At 63.6% G+C, this 16,348-nt stretch carries 18 protein-coding genes; 5 read left to right on the top strand and 13 right to left on the bottom strand.

Annotated features, from left to right (window positions below; all coding sequences use genetic code 11):
- Positions 1–3: 3 nt before the first annotated feature.
- The 8 genes from ruvC to tyrS form a co-directional block, all read right to left on the bottom strand.
- Positions 4–543 (bottom strand): crossover junction endodeoxyribonuclease RuvC, encoded by a 540-nt coding sequence (ruvC, locus tag RCH14_RS04350; RefSeq protein WP_343024917.1) that lies wholly within the window; start codon positions 541–543, stop codon positions 4–6.
- A gap of 157 nt (positions 544–700) precedes the next feature.
- Positions 701–2,287 (bottom strand): bifunctional phosphoribosylaminoimidazolecarboxamide formyltransferase/IMP cyclohydrolase, encoded by a 1,587-nt coding sequence (purH, locus tag RCH14_RS04355; protein ID WP_183556791.1) that lies wholly within the window; start codon positions 2,285–2,287, stop codon positions 701–703.
- A 91-nt stretch (positions 2,288–2,378) separates the two neighbouring features.
- On the bottom strand, positions 2,379–2,612 hold the full coding sequence (locus tag RCH14_RS04360) for a helix-turn-helix domain-containing protein (RefSeq protein WP_005667930.1): 234 nt from the start codon (positions 2,610–2,612) through the stop codon (positions 2,379–2,381).
- Between the two features lie 116 nt (positions 2,613–2,728).
- Positions 2,729–3,754: a tRNA dihydrouridine synthase DusB gene (dusB, locus tag RCH14_RS04365; protein WP_343024918.1), complete on the bottom strand. Its 1,026-nt coding sequence runs from the start codon at positions 3,752–3,754 to the stop codon at positions 2,729–2,731.
- Positions 3,755–4,075: 321 nt separating this feature from the next.
- A complete protein-coding gene (locus tag RCH14_RS04370) occupies positions 4,076–4,750 on the bottom strand; it encodes a histidine phosphatase family protein (RefSeq protein ID WP_343024919.1) in 675 nt (224 codons plus the stop codon).
- A 42-nt stretch (positions 4,751–4,792) separates the two neighbouring features.
- Positions 4,793–5,458: a YbhB/YbcL family Raf kinase inhibitor-like protein gene (locus tag RCH14_RS04375; protein WP_343024920.1), complete on the bottom strand. Its 666-nt coding sequence runs from the start codon at positions 5,456–5,458 to the stop codon at positions 4,793–4,795.
- 46 nt (positions 5,459–5,504) lie between these two features.
- Positions 5,505–5,963 carry a D-aminoacyl-tRNA deacylase gene (gene dtd / locus RCH14_RS04380; protein WP_343024921.1) on the bottom strand — a complete coding sequence of 153 codons (459 nt, stop codon included), beginning with the start codon at positions 5,961–5,963 and terminating at the stop codon, positions 5,505–5,507.
- Positions 5,960–7,189, bottom strand: coding sequence for a tyrosine--tRNA ligase (gene tyrS / locus RCH14_RS04385; RefSeq protein WP_407070049.1), 1,230 nt, complete (start codon positions 7,187–7,189; stop codon positions 5,960–5,962). The genes dtd and tyrS overlap by 4 nt, the downstream gene beginning before the upstream one ends.
- A gap of 180 nt (positions 7,190–7,369) precedes the next feature.
- Between tyrS and RCH14_RS04390 the strand changes: the two genes are divergently transcribed.
- Complete coding sequence (locus RCH14_RS04390) at positions 7,370–8,734, top strand: M23 family metallopeptidase (protein WP_343024923.1); 1,365 nt, start codon at positions 7,370–7,372, stop codon at positions 8,732–8,734.
- 89 nt (positions 8,735–8,823) lie between these two features.
- On the top strand, positions 8,824–9,921 hold the full coding sequence (locus tag RCH14_RS04395; RefSeq protein ID WP_343024924.1) for an anhydro-N-acetylmuramic acid kinase: 1,098 nt from the start codon (positions 8,824–8,826) through the stop codon (positions 9,919–9,921).
- 99 nt (positions 9,922–10,020) lie between these two features.
- Here RCH14_RS04395 and erpA read toward each other — a convergent pair whose 3' ends face one another.
- From erpA to RCH14_RS04420, 5 genes are all read right to left on the bottom strand, one after another.
- Positions 10,021–10,389, bottom strand: coding sequence for an iron-sulfur cluster insertion protein ErpA (erpA, locus tag RCH14_RS04400; protein ID WP_183556750.1), 369 nt, complete (start codon positions 10,387–10,389; stop codon positions 10,021–10,023).
- Positions 10,390–10,664: 275 nt separating this feature from the next.
- Complete coding sequence (gene argC, locus RCH14_RS04405) at positions 10,665–11,702, bottom strand: N-acetyl-gamma-glutamyl-phosphate reductase (protein WP_343024925.1); 1,038 nt, start codon at positions 11,700–11,702, stop codon at positions 10,665–10,667.
- Positions 11,703–11,866: 164 nt separating this feature from the next.
- Complete coding sequence (rpsI, locus tag RCH14_RS04410) at positions 11,867–12,259, bottom strand: 30S ribosomal protein S9 (RefSeq protein ID WP_183556746.1); 393 nt, start codon at positions 12,257–12,259, stop codon at positions 11,867–11,869.
- Positions 12,260–12,268: 9 nt separating this feature from the next.
- Entirely contained in the window at positions 12,269–12,697 is a 429-nt protein-coding gene (gene rplM, locus RCH14_RS04415; protein WP_183556744.1) for a 50S ribosomal protein L13, read from the bottom strand.
- A gap of 24 nt (positions 12,698–12,721) precedes the next feature.
- The gene (locus RCH14_RS04420) at positions 12,722–12,853 is read right to left on the bottom strand and encodes a hypothetical protein (RefSeq protein WP_343024926.1); all 132 of its coding nucleotides are present in this window, start codon (positions 12,851–12,853) and stop codon (positions 12,722–12,724) included.
- Between the two features lie 108 nt (positions 12,854–12,961).
- Between RCH14_RS04420 and RCH14_RS04425 the strand changes: the two genes are divergently transcribed.
- Genes RCH14_RS04425 through RCH14_RS04435 form a run of 3 tightly spaced genes read left to right on the top strand, consistent with a single transcriptional unit; the run spans position 12,962 to position 16,328 of the window.
- Positions 12,962–14,401 (top strand): alpha/beta fold hydrolase, encoded by a 1,440-nt coding sequence (locus tag RCH14_RS04425; RefSeq protein WP_343024927.1) that lies wholly within the window; start codon positions 12,962–12,964, stop codon positions 14,399–14,401.
- Positions 14,402–14,415: 14 nt separating this feature from the next.
- Entirely contained in the window at positions 14,416–15,147 is a 732-nt protein-coding gene (locus RCH14_RS04430; protein WP_343024928.1) for an ATP-binding cassette domain-containing protein, read from the top strand.
- Positions 15,144–16,328, top strand: a complete 1,185-nt coding sequence (locus RCH14_RS04435; protein WP_343024929.1) for an ABC transporter permease — start codon at positions 15,144–15,146, stop codon at positions 16,326–16,328. The genes RCH14_RS04430 and RCH14_RS04435 overlap by 4 nt, the downstream gene beginning before the upstream one ends.
- The last annotated feature ends 20 nt before the right edge of the window (positions 16,329–16,348 follow it).

Raw genomic sequence — 16,348 nt, forward strand, 5'->3', positions numbered from 1 at the left:
TTGTTATGAGACGAGACGGCTGTTTTTCATGTGCAGAGCGCGCATGTCGGGCGCGATGGCGCCCAAGAGCGCCAGCGTGTCGATCGAGTGGGCATGGCAGATCGCCACGCCAAGCGCATCGGCCGCGTCGCTGCCCGGCAGGCCTGGCAGCTTGAGCAGGCGCGCGACCATGTCCTGCACCTGCGCCTTGGCCGCGCGGCCGGTGCCAACGACCGCCTGCTTGACCTGCACCGCCGTGTATTCGGCGACCTCGAGATCGGCGCCCACGAGCGCCGTAATGGCCGCGCCGCGCGCCTGCCCCAGCAGCAGGGTCGATTGTGGGTTGACGTTGACGAACACTTTTTCGATGGCCGAACAGGCTGGCTGGTAGGTCGCGATGATTTCGCTGACGCCGCGCAGGATGACTTTCAGGCGTGGCGGCAAGGCGCCTTCCAGCCCGGTCTTGATGGTGCCCGAAGCGATGTAGCGCAGCTTCGTGCCGTGTTTTTCAATGACGCCGAACCCCGTCGTGCGCAGGCCCGGGTCGATGCCGAGAATAATCATGCTGGAATGTTACCCCGGCTGGGGGTGTTCGTGGGAAAAATACTGTGCAAAAACACAGGGATCGGCGTTTGCTTGGCCTACAGGTGAATCATACGCGGATTGAACGCGTGGACGGCGTAGCCGTCCACCCTACGATGACGCGTTCGGATTGTTGCGATTAATGACGGAAGTGACGCGTGCCCGTGTACAGCATCACGACGCCGCGCTCGTCGGCGGCATCGATGACTTCCTGGTCGCGCATCGATCCACCCGGGTGGATGACGCAGGTCGCGCCCGCATCGACGACGACGTCCAGGCCGTCACGGAACGGGAAGAACGCATCCGACGCCACGGCCGAGCCGGTCAAGCTCAGGCCGGCGTTCTGGGCCTTGATCGACGCGATGCGCGCCGAATCGATGCGGCTCATCTGGCCGGCGCCGACGCCCAGCGTCATGCCGTTACCGCAGAACACGATCGCGTTCGACTTGACGAACTTGGCCACGCGCCAGGCGAACATCAGGTCTTGCAGCTGCTGCGGCGATGGCTGCAGCTTGGAGACGACACGCAGGTCTTCCATGCCGACGTTCTTCGCGTCCGGCGACTGCACCAGCAGGCCGCCACCGACGCGCTTGACGTCGTAGGCATTCTGGCCGGCGCCCAGCGCGATCTCGAGCAGACGCACGTTCTGCTTGGCCGACATGATCTGGCGCGCTTCGGCGGTAAAGCTTGGCGCGATCAACACCTCGACAAACAGCTTGGCCAGCGCCTCGGCTGCCTTGCCATCGACTTCGACGTTGAAGGCGATGATGCCGCCAAAGGCCGAAGTCGGATCGGTCTGCAGCGCGCGCGAGTAGGCGTCCAGTGCATCGACGCCGATTGCCACGCCGCACGGATTGGCGTGCTTGACGATCACGCAACCGGCCGCCTGACCGAGGCCGCCGAGCGACTTGACGCATTCCCAGGCCGCATCGGCATCGGCGATATTGTTGTACGACAGCTCTTTACCCTGCAACTGGCGGTAGTTGGCCAGCGCGCCGTCGATCGTGACCAGGTCGCGGTAGAAGGCGGCGCCCTGGTGCGGGTTTTCGCCGTAGCGCATTTCCTGGACTTTCTCGAAGCCCATATTGAGCGTTGCCGGGAAGTTCGAGCGGGTCGCGTGCGCGCGGTCCTCGCCCAGGCTGGTCAGGTAATTGGTGATCGCGCCATCGTACTGGGCGGTGTGCGCAAACACTTTCTTGGCCAGGCGGAACTTGGTCTCGTAGCTGACCGGCCCGGCGTCGCCGCCCGAACCCTTCATTTCAGCGAGCACGACGCCATAGTCGGCCGGATCGACGACCACGACCACGTCGCGGTGGTTCTTGGCGGCCGAACGCAGCATGGTCGGGCCACCGATGTCGATGTTCTCGATCGCATCTTCCAGCGAGCATTGTTCTTTGGCGACGGTTTGCTGGAACGGGTACAGGTTCACCACGACCATGTCGATCTGCGGAATATTGTGCTCTTCCAGTTTCGCGATGTGCTCGGGAAAATCGCGACGGGCCAGGATGCCGCCGTGCACCTTCGGGTGCAGCGTCTTGACGCGGCCATCGAGCATTTCCGGGAAACCGGTGTAATCGGCCACTTCCGTGACCGGCACGCCATTTTCTTGCAGCAGCTTGGCGGTGCCGCCAGTGGACAGGATGTTCACGCCCAGCTGGTTCAGCGCGCGCGCGAAATCGAGCACGCCGGTCTTGTCGGATACGGAAATGAGAGCTTGTTTGATCATGGTGAGGCCTATGGTTGAGAATTCCTGGCGCCGGACGTGGAGACCGCTGGGTCTCCGAGGCCGCGCAGGAAGCGCAGCCAACCGGCAACGCTTAGAGCAGCCCGTGCTCTTGCAGTTTCTTGCGCAATGTATTGCGATTGATGCCCAGCATCTGCGCGGCATGCGACTGGTTGCCGTCGGCGCGCGACATGACCACTTCAAGGACGGGCTTTTCGACGGTCAACACCATCATGTCGTAGATGTTGGTCGGTTTTTGCTCGCCGAGATCGTTGAAATAGTCTTCAAGACTCTTCTGGACGACTTCCTGGATACTTTCTTTGCTCATGTCTTTGCTGCTTCATCCTGGTTGTGTGATTGCTGCCCAGCTTGCTGCACTGGCTTGCTGCATCTATGGGCAGCGCGTCCCCAATTGTTCTTCTTGTCGCTTGTCGTGCTGGTGTTCTACGCCGCGATTGCGTCCACGGCGGGAAGCGCGGGGCGGTATTGTAACCGCTCGCCATGGCGGTGCTGGGATTTCAGGAACTCATCCATCGCAGCAAGTTGCTCGGCGGTCGATTCCAGCAGATTCATGCGCTGACGGAATTCCTCGCCATCCGGCAAATCCTGCACATACCAGCCGATGTGCTTGCGCGCGGTGCGCACACCGATGAACTCGCCATAGAAGGCGTAGTGCGCCGGCAAGTGCTCGTGCATCAATGCACGCACTTCTTCCACCAGCGGCGCCGGCATGTGATCGCCCGTGCGCAGGAAGTGGTCGATTTCGCGGCAGATCCATGGCCGGCCCTGTGCCGCCCGGCCGATCATGACGGCGTCCGCCCCCGTGTAGTCGAGCACGAACTTGGCTTTTTCGGGCGTGGTGATGTCGCCATTGGCCACCACCGGGATGCCCACCGACGCCTTCACGGCGCGGATGGTGTCGTACTCGGCGTCGCCCTTGTAGCCATCGGCCCGGGTGCGGCCGTGCAGGGTCAGCATCTGGATGCCGGCCTGTTCGGCCAGACGCGCGATGCGCAGCGCGTTCTTGTTTTGGCGATCCCAGCCGGTACGAAATTTCAGCGTGACCGGCACGTCGACCGCCTCGACCACCGCGTGCAGGATGCGCTCGACCAGGTCTTCGTGCTGCAACAGGGCCGACCCGCACCAGCTGTTGCAGACCTTCTTGACCGGGCAACCCATATTGATGTCGATGATTTGCGCGCCGCGCTCGACGTTGAACTTCGCGCAATCGGCCAGGTCTTTCGGATCGGCGCCAGCGATCTGCACCGCCTTGGGCTCCATCTCGCCCGCGTGGTCGATCCGGCGCGACGTCTTTTCGCTGGCCCACAGGCGCGGATTGGACGCGGCCATCTCGGACACCGCATAGCCCGCGCCGAGCTGCTTGCACAGTTGCCGGAACGGACGGTCCGTCACACCAGCCATCGGCGCGACAAAGACGTTATTACGCAGGAGATAAGGACCTATTTGCACAGCTGGCAGACTCAAAAGTGACACGGGAACCTGCTATTTTACCTCAAGCGCTGCTCAAATTATCAGCACAATTTTTGAAATTGTTGTGTGTGCGATATTGGCAAGGCCAGGAAGTGGGGGATGAGAGCTATCACGTAGCGTGGACGGCTTCGCCGTCCACGCGGCGATCGCTATCGGTGCCGGTCATGCGCGGGGTGATCTGGCGGGAGACATGGCGCCGGTTTCGTGCGCAGCAAACCCCACCGCCAACCAATCGGTGCCGGTTTCGGGCGTAGCACTCCACCGCCAACCATCACCGCGTGGAAGGCGGAGCCTTCCACCCTACGGCAACTCGTCCAGCGCCACTTGCCGCAGATGCTCGACTTCGCCCCAGCTCGTCAGGCGCAGCTTGCCCTGCTCGAGCACGAAGCGGTTGATGCTGGCGTTATGCACCTTGAAGTCGCGTGGGGTGTCCAGCGACAGGCCGAGCGCGGCGCGGTAGGCGCATTCGAGCACGCCGCCGTGCGCTACCAGTGCCAGCGTCTGCCCCGGATACTGTGCGGCATGGGCCATGATCGCCGTCGTGACGCGGTCAAAAAAGGCGCGGAACGATTCACCCTGGTTTTTGCCCGGCGGCAGGGTCGCATCGATGTTGCGCGCCTGCCAGGCGGCAAAGTCCAGCGGATAGCGGGCGGCGATCTCGCTATAAAGCAAGCCTTCAAAGCCGCCGTAGCAGCGTTCGCGCAATTGCGGATCGACCTGCAAGGCGGTTGTTGCGCCGCGCGCGTGCAGGATCGCCTCGGCGGTTTGCCGGGCACGGCCCAGGTCGCTGGACAACACGTGATCGATGGGTTCACCGGCCAGTGCGGCGCCAAGCAGCGCGGCCTGGCGCTCGCCTTCGGCATTGAGCGGGATATCGAGATGGCCCTGCAGCCGGCGTTCGGCATTCCAGGCGGTTTCGCCGTGGCGGATGAGCAGGATCGTGGTCGCGCCCTGGGGCGCCGTGGTCAGGGTCATGAGGTTCTTGTGCCCGAACCTCGGGGCGATCGGATGGAAGCGCTATTTTGGCAGATCGGCGACGGCGTGGGGATTGAGCGCATAGGTGCCGAAGATGCACGCCTCGTCGAGGATGTGGCCATGGATCGCCATGCGCGCCTCGAGCCCGGTAAAACGGCCCGCAAGAGGCAGGCGCGGCATATCGAGTGCATACAGGGTAAAGACATAGTGGTGCACGCGCTCGTCGTTCCAGGGCGGGCACGGGCCGTCATAGCCATAGAACTCGCCCGCCATGCCGGGGGCGCCGGCAAACAAGTCCGTATAGTCATTGATGCCATGGCGCAATTGGTGCTCGGTGCCGTTCTTGACGGTGAATGGCACGAGCGGGCCCGTCTTGCCGTGCGGCGTGACGCGATGGGAAAACCTGCCTTCGGCCAGCGCCGTGAGACACACGGGAATATCGGCCAGCGTCCAGTGAAAGAAGTTGGTACGGGGCGCCGTCAGCGGCACCGTGCAGCCGTCGAGATTGACGCGGCGCGCATCGCGCGGGACGTCGGGATCGTGGCAGAACAGCACCAGCGATTCGGTGCCGGTGGGCACGTCATCCCAGGCGATGTGCGGGTTGCGGTTGCTCGACAGCCTGACGTGGGTGGCAGGGTCGCCCACGGCGAACGCGCAGGCAGCGGGAATGGCCGCCCCGTTGGTAAATGAATTGCTCCAGATTCGCATCGCTCCTCCCGGCTACTGGTTTTGACACCTGGAGCCAGCCGGGGTTTCAGCGGGTTGCTACGACCGGATCAACACGCAGCCAGAATGTCACGGGGCCGTCGTTGATGAGCGACACCTTCATGTCGGCACCGAACACGCCGGTCTCCACCTTGGCGTGGCGCGCACGCGCCTGACGCACCACGTGGTCGAACAGGCGCCGGCCGTCTTCCGGCGCTGCCGCCGGCGTGAACGATGGCCGCGTGCCCGATTTGGTGTCGGCCGCCAGCGTGAATTGCGGCACCAGGAGCACGCCGCCATCGACGTCGGCCAGGCTGCGGTTCATCTTGCCCGCCGCGTCCGAAAAGACGCGGTAGCCCAGCAGCTTGCTCAGCAACAGGTCGGCTTCGCGCTCGGTGTCGCCTTTTTCGGCGCACAGCAATACCAGCAAGCCGGGACCGATGGCGCCGACGGTCGCGCCGTCGACGCGCACTGCCGCTTCGCTCACGCGTTGCAGCAAGCCGATCATGCCAGCGTCACGCGCGCGAACTTGCGCTTGCCCACTTGCACCACGAGCGTACCGGCAGCCACCTGCAGCGCTTTATCGGCCACGACGGCGCCATCGATGCGCACGCCGCCCTGGTCGACCATGCGCATGGCTTCCGACGTCGATGCACACAGGCCAGCTTGTTTGAGCAACTGCGCCACGCCCATCGGGGCGCCCGACAGCGTCACTTCCGGCACATCGTCGGGGATGCCGCCCTTGGAGCGGTTGACGAAGTCGGCCAACGCATCGTCGGCCGCCTGGGCCGAGTGGAAGCGCGTCACGATTTCCTTGCCCAGCGCCACTTTGGCGTCGCGCGGGTTGGCGCCGCCGTCGATCGTCGCCTTCAATCCGGCGATGTCGTCCAGCGAGCGGAACGACAGCAGATTGAAGTACTTCCACATCATGTCGTCCGAAATACTCATCAGCTTGCCGAACATGGTGTTCGGTGCTTCGGTGATGCCGATGTAGTTGTTTTTCGACTTGGACATCTTTTCGACGCCATCCAGGCCTTCGAGCAGCGGCATGGTCAGGATGCACTGCGGCTCCTGGCCGTAGTCCTTCTGCAGTTCGCGGCCAACGAGCAAGTTGAATTTCTGATCCGTTCCACCCAGCTCAAGGTCGGACTTCAACGCGACCGAATCGTAGCCCTGCATCAGCGGATACAGGAACTCATGCACCGCGATTGGTGTCCCACTCTTGTAGCGCTTGGTGAAATCGTCTCGCTCCATCATGCGCGCCACGGTATAGCGCGACGCCAGCTGAATCATGCCGCGCGCGCCGAGGGGGTCGCACCACTCCGAGTTGTAGCGCATCTCGGTGCGGCTGGCGTCCAGCACCAGCGAGGCCTGACGGAAGTACGTCATCGCGTTTTCTTCGACCTGCTCGCGCGTCAGCGGCGGCCGGGTGGCATTGCGGCCCGACGGGTCGCCAATCATCGACGTGAAGTCACCGATCAAGAAAATCACCTGGTGACCCAGATCTTGTAGTTGACGCAACTTATTCAGCACCACAGTGTGGCCCAGATGCAAGTCTGGCGCTGTCGGGTCCAAACCCAGCTTGATGCGCAGCGGTGCGCCGGTTTGTTCGGACCGCGCCAGCTTTTGCGCAAAATCGGCCTCGATCAGCAGCTCGTCAACGCCCCTTTTCGCTATGGCGAGGGACTCGAGAACATGGTCGGTAAGAGGAAGGCGCACGGGCGGATTTACCATGGAATTGCCACCAGGAACTGCGGTTGAGGTCATAAATTCGTGTAGGAAATTGGCTAAAACGGTTGTAGGACCACATCTTTTGGTATAATTCACGATCCTGTTTTCGTTTCCCAAAGAAAACTTTGTTAAACGTTACGAACATGGCCCTTGAAAGTTCAGCCGCAAATTTTAACTGATTGCATGAACCCTATACAGAAAATTACCCGTCAGACACTGCTGCAGCTGGTGCCGAAGACCCGCAAAGCCCGCGTTTTGAGCGCCGGCGCCGTCTTCCTCAGCATGTGCGCCTTCGGCGCAGTAGGTGTCGCACCGATCGTCAGCGATCCTTCCGACCTGCCCGTGACCTCGGTCGCGACGAACCTGGAATTGCCAAATCTGGCATCCCAGATCGCCGCACTCCAGCAAGACGAGCAGCAATTCATCCACGAAGAACGCATCCGCCGCGGCGATTCGCTCGGCTCGCTCTTCACCCGCCTTGGCATCGAAGATGCACAGGCCCAGAAATTCGTTCGCTCCGACAAGCTGGCACGTCGCCTGCTCTCGCTCCAGACCGGCAAGCGCATCCAGGCAGAGACCGATGAAAACGGCCTGCTGCTGTCGATGCGCGCCACCGTCATCGATGGCAAGAACGGCAACGCACGCACGATCAGCGTCGAGCGCAAGGGCGAATCCTTCGTCGCCCTCGAAGCGCCGGCCAAGCTCGAGCGTCGCGTTGAAATGCGCTCGCGCGACATCGCTTCGTCGCTGTATGCAGCCACCGACTCCAACGTCGACGGCGGCAGCCTGCCAGATTCGATCGTCGGCCAGATCATCGAGATGTTCTCGACCGATATCGACTTCCGCACCGACGTCAAGCGCGGCGACCGCTTCAATGTGGTCTACGAGACCTTCTGGCTCGACGGCGAACAAGTCAAGACCGGCCGCATCCTGGCTGGCGAGTTCGTCAACCGCGGCGTGGCGTACCAGTCGGTCTGGTACGAAGATCCGATCACCAAACAGGGCGGCTATTACACCCTCGACGGCAAGGCACTCAAAAAGGCCTTCCTCAAGTCGCCACTCGAGTACTCGCGTATTTCGTCGGGCTTCTCGATGCGCGTGCACCCGCTGTCGGGCAAATGGAAAGCGCACAAGGGCGTCGATTACGCAGCATCGACCGGCACCCCGATCCGCGCCGTGGCTGACGCCACCGTCGACTTCGCCGGCAACGGCAATGGCTACGGCAATATGGTCGTGCTCAAGCACTGGTCGGCGTACAGCACCGCCTACGCGCACATGAGCCGTATTGCACCGGGCCTGCGCAAGGGCGCCAAGATCAACCAGGGCCAGGTCATCGGTTACGTCGGCTCGACCGGCTGGTCGACCGGCGCTCACCTGCACTACGAATTCCGTGTGGCAGGCGTGGCCAAGGACCCGAACCAGTACAAGTCGCTGGCACAGCAACCGCTGAGCCAGGCCGAACTGGGTCGTTTCCGTATGGCTGCTGCCGAGATGAATCACCGCTTCTCGCTGCTGGGTCCAAGCGGCTCGGCCATGGCCGCCCGCTAAGCCAGCCTCGCCACTGTCCCGACGCCCTCCGCTGCATCTCGATGCCGGAGGGCGTTTTGTTTTGTATGGCCTGATTTTCTTATAACACCATGACCGAGACACCTTCCCTTTTCATCGGCCTGATGTCCGGCACCAGCCTCGACGGCGTCGATGGCGTGCTGGCCGACTTCTCCGATGGCGCAATCCGCACGATCGCAGCCGCTTTCACGCCCTTCCCTGCCGACCTGCGCACCGAACTGATGGCGCTGCAGGCGGCCAGCCACAACGAACTCGAGCGCGAGGCGCTGGCCGCCAACGCGCTGGCGCTGGCCTACGCCGACTGCGTGCGCGCGCTGTTGCCGTCCAGCCCCGGCAAGGTCGCTGCCGTGGCCGTGCATGGCCAGACGATCCGCCATCGCCCCGAACTGGGCTTTACGCGCCAGACCAACAATCCGGCGCTGCTGGCCGAACTCACCGGCCTGGACGTGATCGCCGACTTTCGCAGCCGCGATGTCGCCGCCGGCGGCCAGGGCGCGCCGCTCGTGCCGGCGTTCCATGCGGCTGCCTTTGGCGCGCCGGGCGCGGCGCGCGTGGTCGTGAATATCGGTGGCATCGGCAATATCAGCGTGCTGCATGGCGACGGCCGCGTGACCGGTTTTGACACGGGTCCCGGCAATGTATTGATGGACCTGTGGATCGCGCGCCACCAGAGCCGGGCCTACGACGAGGATGGCGCCTGGGCCGCGAGCGGGACCGTCCACCAGCCATTGCTGGCAGCCTTGCTCGATGAGCCGTACTTTGCGCTGCCGGCGCCCAAGAGCACGGGGCGCGACCTGTTCCATGCGTCCTGGCTCGATGCCAGACTGGCCGCCTTTCACGATGTCGCTCCGGCCGACGTCCAGGCCACGCTCACGCAGTTGACCGCCGTGACGATCGCGCGCGCCATCCGCGCCGAGGGCATCGCGCCGGACGCCGTGTACGTGTGCGGTGGCGGCGCCTATAACAGCGCGCTGCTGCGCGCCATCAGCGCCGAACTCGATGGCGCCAAGGTCGCGTCGACGGCCGAACTGGGGGTGGCGCCAAACCGGGTCGAGGCGCTGGCGTTCGCCTGGCTGGGCTGGCGCTTCACGCAGCGCGCGCCGGGCAACCTGCCGGCCGTGACAGGGGCGCGGGGCTTGCGCGTTCTGGGCGCGCTGTACCCTGCGTGAACGCAAACAGGCCCGCTTGACGCGGGCCTGAATGTGAAAAGGCCCGCTCGAAGCGGGCCTTTTTGATGCACCGGCAATTGCCGGGCAGCGCTGTGTTACTTACGCCGAGAACGACGAACCGCAACCGCAGGTCGAGGTGGCGTTCGGATTCTTGATCACGAACTGCGCGCCTTCGAGGTCATCCTTGTAATCGATCTCGGCGCCGACCAGGTACTGGTAGCTCATCGAGTCGATCAACAGCTGGACGCCGGCTTTTTCCATCGTCGTGTCATCGTCGTTGATGATCTCGTCGAAGGTGAAGCCATACTGGAAGCCCGAGCAGCCGCCGCCCTGCACGAAGACGCGCAGCTTGAGGTCGGGGTTGCCTTCTTCTTCGATCAGCTGGGCCACTTTCTGTGCCGCGCTGTCAGTGAAGTTGATTGGTACGGGAATCGTGTCGAAATCTACTACTTCGGCGACTGCGGTCATGGAATGCTCCTGGATAATCAAACTCGGCCCATTATAGACGGTTGGGGGAACTCATGCTGCCGACCCTCGGGGAAAGTCGGCCAGATGAGACATAGGGTGGACGGGGACGCCGAGTCGGCTGCGCCGTCCACGCGGGGATCGCGATCGACTGCGTTGTATTTCCGCATGATCTGGCTGTCAACACTCACCGCGTGGGCGGCATAGCCGCCCACCCTACCTCCTAAGCGACACCTTGGATATGCGGCCATTCAGCCGCAATGCAAGGAACTACTTTGTTACGGCAGCAGCGCGATCTGCTTCAGACCAGTCGCCTCATCCAGCCCGAACATCAGGTTCATGCACTGCACGGCCTGGCCCGATGCGCCCTTGACCAGATTGTCCTGCACCACCAGGATCACGACCGTGTCGCCGCCATCCGGCCGGTGCAGCGCCAGGCGCAGCACGTTCGAGCCGCGGGTCGAACGGGTCTCGGGGTGCGAGCCGAACGGCATCACGTCGACGAATTCGCTGTCCTTGTATTCGTCTTCGAACAGGGCCTGCAGCGCAGCGTCGTCGATCTCCTGCGTCAGGCGCGCATACAGCGTTGCGTGCATGCCGCGAATCATCGGCACCAGGTGCGGCGTGAAGATCAGGCCGACCTTCTGGTCGGTGAAGCGCGCCAGCTGCGCCGTGGTTTCCGGCGTGTGGCGGTGACCACTGACACCGTAGGCCTTGAAGTTGTCGCTCGACTCGGAGAACAGCGTGGCGATCTCGGCCTTGCGACCGGCGCCCGAGACGCCCGACTTGCAGTCTGCGATCAGGTTGCCCGCGTCGATGATGCCGGCCTTGAGCAGCGGGTAGTAGCCGAGCTGCATCGTGGTCGGGTAGCAGCCAGGATTGGCGATCAGGCGCGCGCCCTTGATGGCGTCGCGGTTCAGCTCAGCCAGGCCATACACGGCTTCTTCGAGGAGCTCGGGCGCCGTATGGTCGATCTTGTACCACTTCTCGAACGTGGCCTGGTCTTTCAGGCGGAAGTCGGCCGCCAGGTCGATCACTTTCACGCCGGCAGCGAGCAGCTCGGGCGCTTGGGCCATGGCCACCCCGTGCGGGGTGGCGAAGAACACGACGTCGCAGCTTTTCAGGTCGGCTTTATCGGGGCTCGAGAACGCCAGGTCGACGCGCCCGCGCAGCGACGGGAACATGTCGGCCACCGGCAGGCCGTCTTCCTTGCGCGACGTGATCGCCGTCAGTTGCACATCCGGGTGCACGGCCAACAGCCGCAGCAATTCCACGCCCGTGTATCCGGTGCCGCCAACGATGCCAACTTTGATCATGTTCTGTTCCTCAATAATGGTAAAAAGGCCCTGATTTCAGGACGAAGGTGCATTTTAACAGCCCCCGAAATGCGGGGCGTACTGCTCTGTAAAGCAAAAAAGCCGCCCACCTTGCGGCGGACGGCTTTTTCGGCACAGCGCCCGAAGGCGCCGGCAGAAACGAATTAACGCTTCGAGAATTGCTTTGCGCGACGTGCTTTGCGCAGACCAACTTTTTTACGCTCGACTTCACGCGCATCGCGGGTGACGAAGCCAGCACGGGCCAGATCTGGCTTGAGTGCTGCGTCGTAGTCGATCAGAGCGCGGGTGATGCCGTGACGGACGGCGCCAGCCTGGCCCGACTCGCCGCCGCCGTGCACGTTGACCTTGATGTCAAAACGCTCGACGTTGCCGGTCAGTTCCAGTGGCTGGCGAATGACCATCAGGCCAGTTTCGCGCGAGAAGTATTCGGAAGCAGGCTTGCCGTTCACGATGATCAGGCCGGTGCCAGTTTTGATGAACACGCGAGCGACTGCACTCTTGCGACGGCCGGTGCCGTAGTTGTAGTTACCGATCATGTCAGTTCCTTAGAGGGTCAGTGCTTGTGGTTGCTGAGCAGCGTGTGGGTGCGAACCTTCCGCGTACACTTTCAGCTTCTTGATCATTGCGTAGCCGAGTGGGCCTTTAGGCAGCATGCCCTTGACAGCTTTCTCGAGTGCGCGACCTGGGAAACGCTGTTGCATTTTCAGGAAGTTGGTTTCGTAGATACCGCCCGGGTAACCCGAGTGACGGTAGTACGTTTTTTCGGTGGCCTTGGTACCGGTCACACGCAGTTTGCCTGCATTGATCACAACGATGAAGTCACCGGTGTCGACGTGCGGGGTGAATTCCGGCTTGTGCTTGCCGCGCAGTCGGAGTGCCACTTCGCTGGCAACACGTCCGAGGACCAGGTCCGTCGCGTCAATGACAAACCAGTCGCGCTGGACTTCATGGCCCTTAGCGGAAAAAGTTTTCATGTTTATTCCAAAATAAAAAATTGCTCAAATGGTGGTTCCGCCCTGTACTTCAGCGGACTCGGCCTTGTTATCTTTTCCTGAGCAAACGGAAAGCCGACGATCATAACCTGCACCGGCACTGCCGTCAATCGCCATCTGGTGATTTTCAGGGGCCATTGCTGCCACAGTCCTGACCCGGTCCGCATGCCTTGATGCGTTGTTGAAACAATCGGTTGACCATAGAAACAACGCGAACTTATCATCGTTGCAACCTGAGGAGATGTCGTGACGATATTCAAGATTTTGCCCGCCCTGCTGGCGCTCCCGCTGCTGCTGGCGGCGGGTAGCGCCAGCGCCGCCGCACCGGCCATGACGGAGCGCAGCTGCCATCTGCCCGGCGTGGTCGAGGCGCTGCGCTGCGTGAGCGTGACGGTGCCGCTCGACCATGCGCAGCCGCAGGGGCCGACGCTGGCACTGCACGTGACCGTGGCGCCGGCCTTCCGCCAGGGCAGCCGCAGCGATCCGCTGTTCGTGCTGGCCGGTGGCCCGGGCCAGGCGGGCAGCGATGTGCTGCTGCTGCTCAAGGCCGCGTTCGACCGCGTGCGCGCCACACGCGACATCGTCTTCATCGACCAGCGCGGCACCGGCCGCTCGGGCAAGCTCGGTTGCGTCAGCAAGCCCGAACACGAAACCATGGGCGACGCCGAGCTGATGGCCGAACTGCGCGCCTGCATCGCAGCCAACACCTCGCCACTGAGCGCCTACACCACGCTGGCCGCCGCGCGCGACCTCGAAAGCGTGCGCCTTGCGCTGGGCTATGGCCAGGTCAATCTGTGGGGCGGCTCGTACGGCACGCGCCTGGCGCAAACCTATGCACGCGCCTACCCTTCGAGCGTGCGCGCGCTCGTGCTCGACGGCGTGGCCGCGCCCGACCAGGTGATCCCGGCCGGGGGCCGCGACTCGCAGACCGCGCTCGACGGCGTGTTTGCTGCCTGCGCCCGCGACGCCGCCTGCCACAAGGCGTACCCGAACCTGCGCGCCGAATTCGATGGCCTGGTCACCCGGCTCGAGGCGGGCGACCTGCGCCTGTCGCTGCCCAATCCACGCACGGCCAAAGAGACCAGTTTCACGATGTCGTCCGACCGCTTCCTGGGCACCGTGCACAACATCCTGTATGCGCCGGCCGATGCGCGGCGCCTGCCCTTCCTGATCCATAACGCGAGCCGCGGGCGCTGGCAGCCGTTCATCGCGCGCCAGAACCTGGCCGGCGACTTCGGCAACGACGCGAGCGTGTCGATGCTGCTGCACTTCGCGGTGGTGTGCGCCGAAGACGTGCCGCGCTTTACGCCCGAACTGATGAAGCTCGATGCCGCCGTGCTGGCGCGGCCGCTGGCCGAGATGATGCCGAAGCTGTGCAAGGACGACATCCGGGTGCCGGCCGTGCCGTATGCAGAACCGACCCGCATCGAGGCGCCGGCCCTGCTGCTCTCGGGCGCGCTCGATCCGGTCACGCCGCCGCACCGCGCCGCGAGTGCCGCCCGGTCGATGGCGCACGCCCAGCAGATCGTGGTGGCCAACGCTGGCCACGGCGTCTCGCAACTCGGCTGCGCGCCGCGCCTGATTCGTGCATTCCTCGACCGGCCGCAGGACAAGCTCGACGCGGCCTGCATGGCCGAGATCCCGGCGCCCACCTTCCAGCTCGGCAGCGCCGGGCCGCAACCCTAAGATTCGGACACGCCATGATCGAAGTTCACGATGTACGCAAGGCCTTCGGCGCCGTCCAGGCGCTGGGCGGCGTTTCCTTCACTGCGCGCGATGGCCAGATCACCGCGCTGCTCGGCCCCAATGGCGCCGGCAAGACCACCCTGCTGCGCACGCTCGTCGGCCTGCTCAAACGCGACCACGGCAGCATCCTGATCGGCGGCGTCGACCCCGAACAGGACCCGATGACGGTGCGCCGCAATATCGGTTTTCTCACCGACCAGTTCGGGCTGTACGAACGCTTGACCACCCGCGAATACCTCCATTATTTCGGCGAACTCAATGACATGCAGGCCCCTGCACTACGCACGCGCATCGGCGAAGTGGCCGAGCTGCTCGGGATGGAGGACATCATAGATCGCCGGGCCAAGGGCTTTTCGCAGGGCCAGCGCATCAAGGTCGCGCTGGCGCGTACGCTGCTGCACCGCCCGCGCCACCTGCTGCTTGATGAACCGAGCCGCGGCCTGGACGTGATGAGCACGCGCGCGCTGCGCACGGCATTGAATGCGCTGCGCGAAGACGGCAGCTGCGTGATCATGGCCACCCATGTGATGCAGGAAGTAACGCATCTGTGCGACGACGTGGTCGTCATCGCCGGGGGCCATACCGTGGCCCAGGGCTCGCCCGAAGAACTGTGCCGGCGCACCGGCATCACCAACCTGGAAGACGCCTTCGTCAGCCTGGTCGGCACCGAAGAAGGTATCGCATGAAGTCCAAGATCCGGATCGTGTTTTTGAAAGAGCTGCGCGAAATGCTGCGCGAGCGCCGCACGCTGATGTTCCTGCTGGCCGCGTCGCTGATGTACCCGGCCATCATCGGCCTGCTGCTGAACCAGATGATCGAGCGGAACACGCGCACCGAGCGTGAAGGCATCGAGATGGTCGTCATCGGCGGCGCGAAAGCGCCGACCCTGATGGCCCAGCTGCGCGAGCGCAGCGTGACCGTCACCGAGGCCACGCCGATGGGCGAGGACGCCATTGGCGAGCTGCTGCGCGCCAAGCAGACCGTCGCCGTGCTGCGCGTGACGGACGACTTCATCGACAACTACCAGGCCATGCGTCCGGCGCGCCTGGAGCTGTGGTTCGATTCGTCCACCGAAAGCGGCCAGCAGCGGCGCGACGTCGAAGAGATCCTGCAGGCCTACAGCAGCAATATCGCCAGCGCGCGCCTGCTCGCGCACGGCGTCTCGCCCGCCACGCTCTCGCCCATCGAACTGCAGCGCCATGACACCGGCACCAATGCCTCGCGCTCGGCGATGGTCATCGGCGGCATCATCGGCATCCTGTTCCTGCCGGCGTTCTTCCTGAACCTGTCGGCGGCCGTCGACAGCACGGCGGGCGAACGCGAACGGCGCTCGCTCGAAGTGCTAATGGCGCAGCCGGCCCGCAGCTGGGAACTGGTGGTCGGCAAATGGCTGGCCGCCAGCGTGCCGTCGGTGGTGGGCGTTACACTGGTCCTGTGCGTCGCGCACGCGATCCTGCGCTGGCTGCCGCTTGAGGAAATCGGCATGTCGTGGAACCTGGGCTGGGGTGAGCTGATGCTCGTGTGCCTGGTCACGGTGCCGCTGTCGCTGCTCTCGAGCGCCCTGTTCATCGGCCTGGCGATGAACGCAAAGACCTTCAAGGAAGCCCAGACCACGGTCAGCTTCGTGACGATCGTTCCCGCGATTCCGGGCTTCGTGATCTCGTTCATGGAACTCAAGACCGCCACCTGGATGTACCTGGTGCCGATGCTGTCGAACCAGACGCTGGTGAAGGAACTGGCCAAGACCGGCGACATTGGCCCGTTGCCGTTCGTGCTGACCTTCCTGTGCGCCCTGCTCCCGGCGCTGCTGGTGGTGGCGTTCGCGAGCTGGCGCATGAAGAGCGAGAAATACGTGCTGGGTGTGTGATACCGCCGTACAACGTACAA

Origin of the sequence: Massilia sp. MP_M2, assembly GCF_039123635.1 — a bacterium.
Taxonomy (GTDB): domain Bacteria; phylum Pseudomonadota; class Gammaproteobacteria; order Burkholderiales; family Burkholderiaceae_D; genus Telluria.

Coding starts and splice junctions, on each gene's coding strand:
- ruvC (WP_343024917.1), bottom strand. CDS start 543: ATGATTATTCTCGGCATCGACCCGGGCCTGCGCACGACGGGGTTCGGC.
- purH (WP_183556791.1), bottom strand. CDS start 2,287: ATGATCAAACAAGCTCTCATTTCCGTATCCGACAAGACCGGCGTGCTC.
- RCH14_RS04360 (WP_005667930.1), bottom strand. CDS start 2,612: ATGAGCAAAGAAAGTATCCAGGAAGTCGTCCAGAAGAGTCTTGAAGAC.
- RCH14_RS04370 (WP_343024919.1), bottom strand. CDS start 4,750: ATGACCCTGACCACGGCGCCCCAGGGCGCGACCACGATCCTGCTCATC.
- RCH14_RS04375 (WP_343024920.1), bottom strand. CDS start 5,458: ATGCGAATCTGGAGCAATTCATTTACCAACGGGGCGGCCATTCCCGCT.
- dtd (WP_343024921.1), bottom strand. CDS start 5,963: ATGATCGGCTTGCTGCAACGCGTGAGCGAAGCGGCAGTGCGCGTCGAC.
- tyrS (WP_407070049.1), bottom strand. CDS start 7,189: ATGGTAAATCCGCCCGTGCGCCTTCCTCTTACCGACCATGTTCTCGAG.
- RCH14_RS04390 (WP_343024923.1), top strand. CDS start 7,370: ATGAACCCTATACAGAAAATTACCCGTCAGACACTGCTGCAGCTGGTG.
- RCH14_RS04395 (WP_343024924.1), top strand. CDS start 8,824: ATGACCGAGACACCTTCCCTTTTCATCGGCCTGATGTCCGGCACCAGC.
- erpA (WP_183556750.1), bottom strand. CDS start 10,389: ATGACCGCAGTCGCCGAAGTAGTAGATTTCGACACGATTCCCGTACCA.
- argC (WP_343024925.1), bottom strand. CDS start 11,702: ATGATCAAAGTTGGCATCGTTGGCGGCACCGGATACACGGGCGTGGAA.
- rpsI (WP_183556746.1), bottom strand. CDS start 12,259: ATGATCGGTAACTACAACTACGGCACCGGCCGTCGCAAGAGTGCAGTC.
- rplM (WP_183556744.1), bottom strand. CDS start 12,697: ATGAAAACTTTTTCCGCTAAGGGCCATGAAGTCCAGCGCGACTGGTTT.
- RCH14_RS04420 (WP_343024926.1), bottom strand. CDS start 12,853: ATGGCCCCTGAAAATCACCAGATGGCGATTGACGGCAGTGCCGGTGCA.
- RCH14_RS04430 (WP_343024928.1), top strand. CDS start 14,416: ATGATCGAAGTTCACGATGTACGCAAGGCCTTCGGCGCCGTCCAGGCG.
- RCH14_RS04435 (WP_343024929.1), top strand. CDS start 15,144: ATGAAGTCCAAGATCCGGATCGTGTTTTTGAAAGAGCTGCGCGAAATG.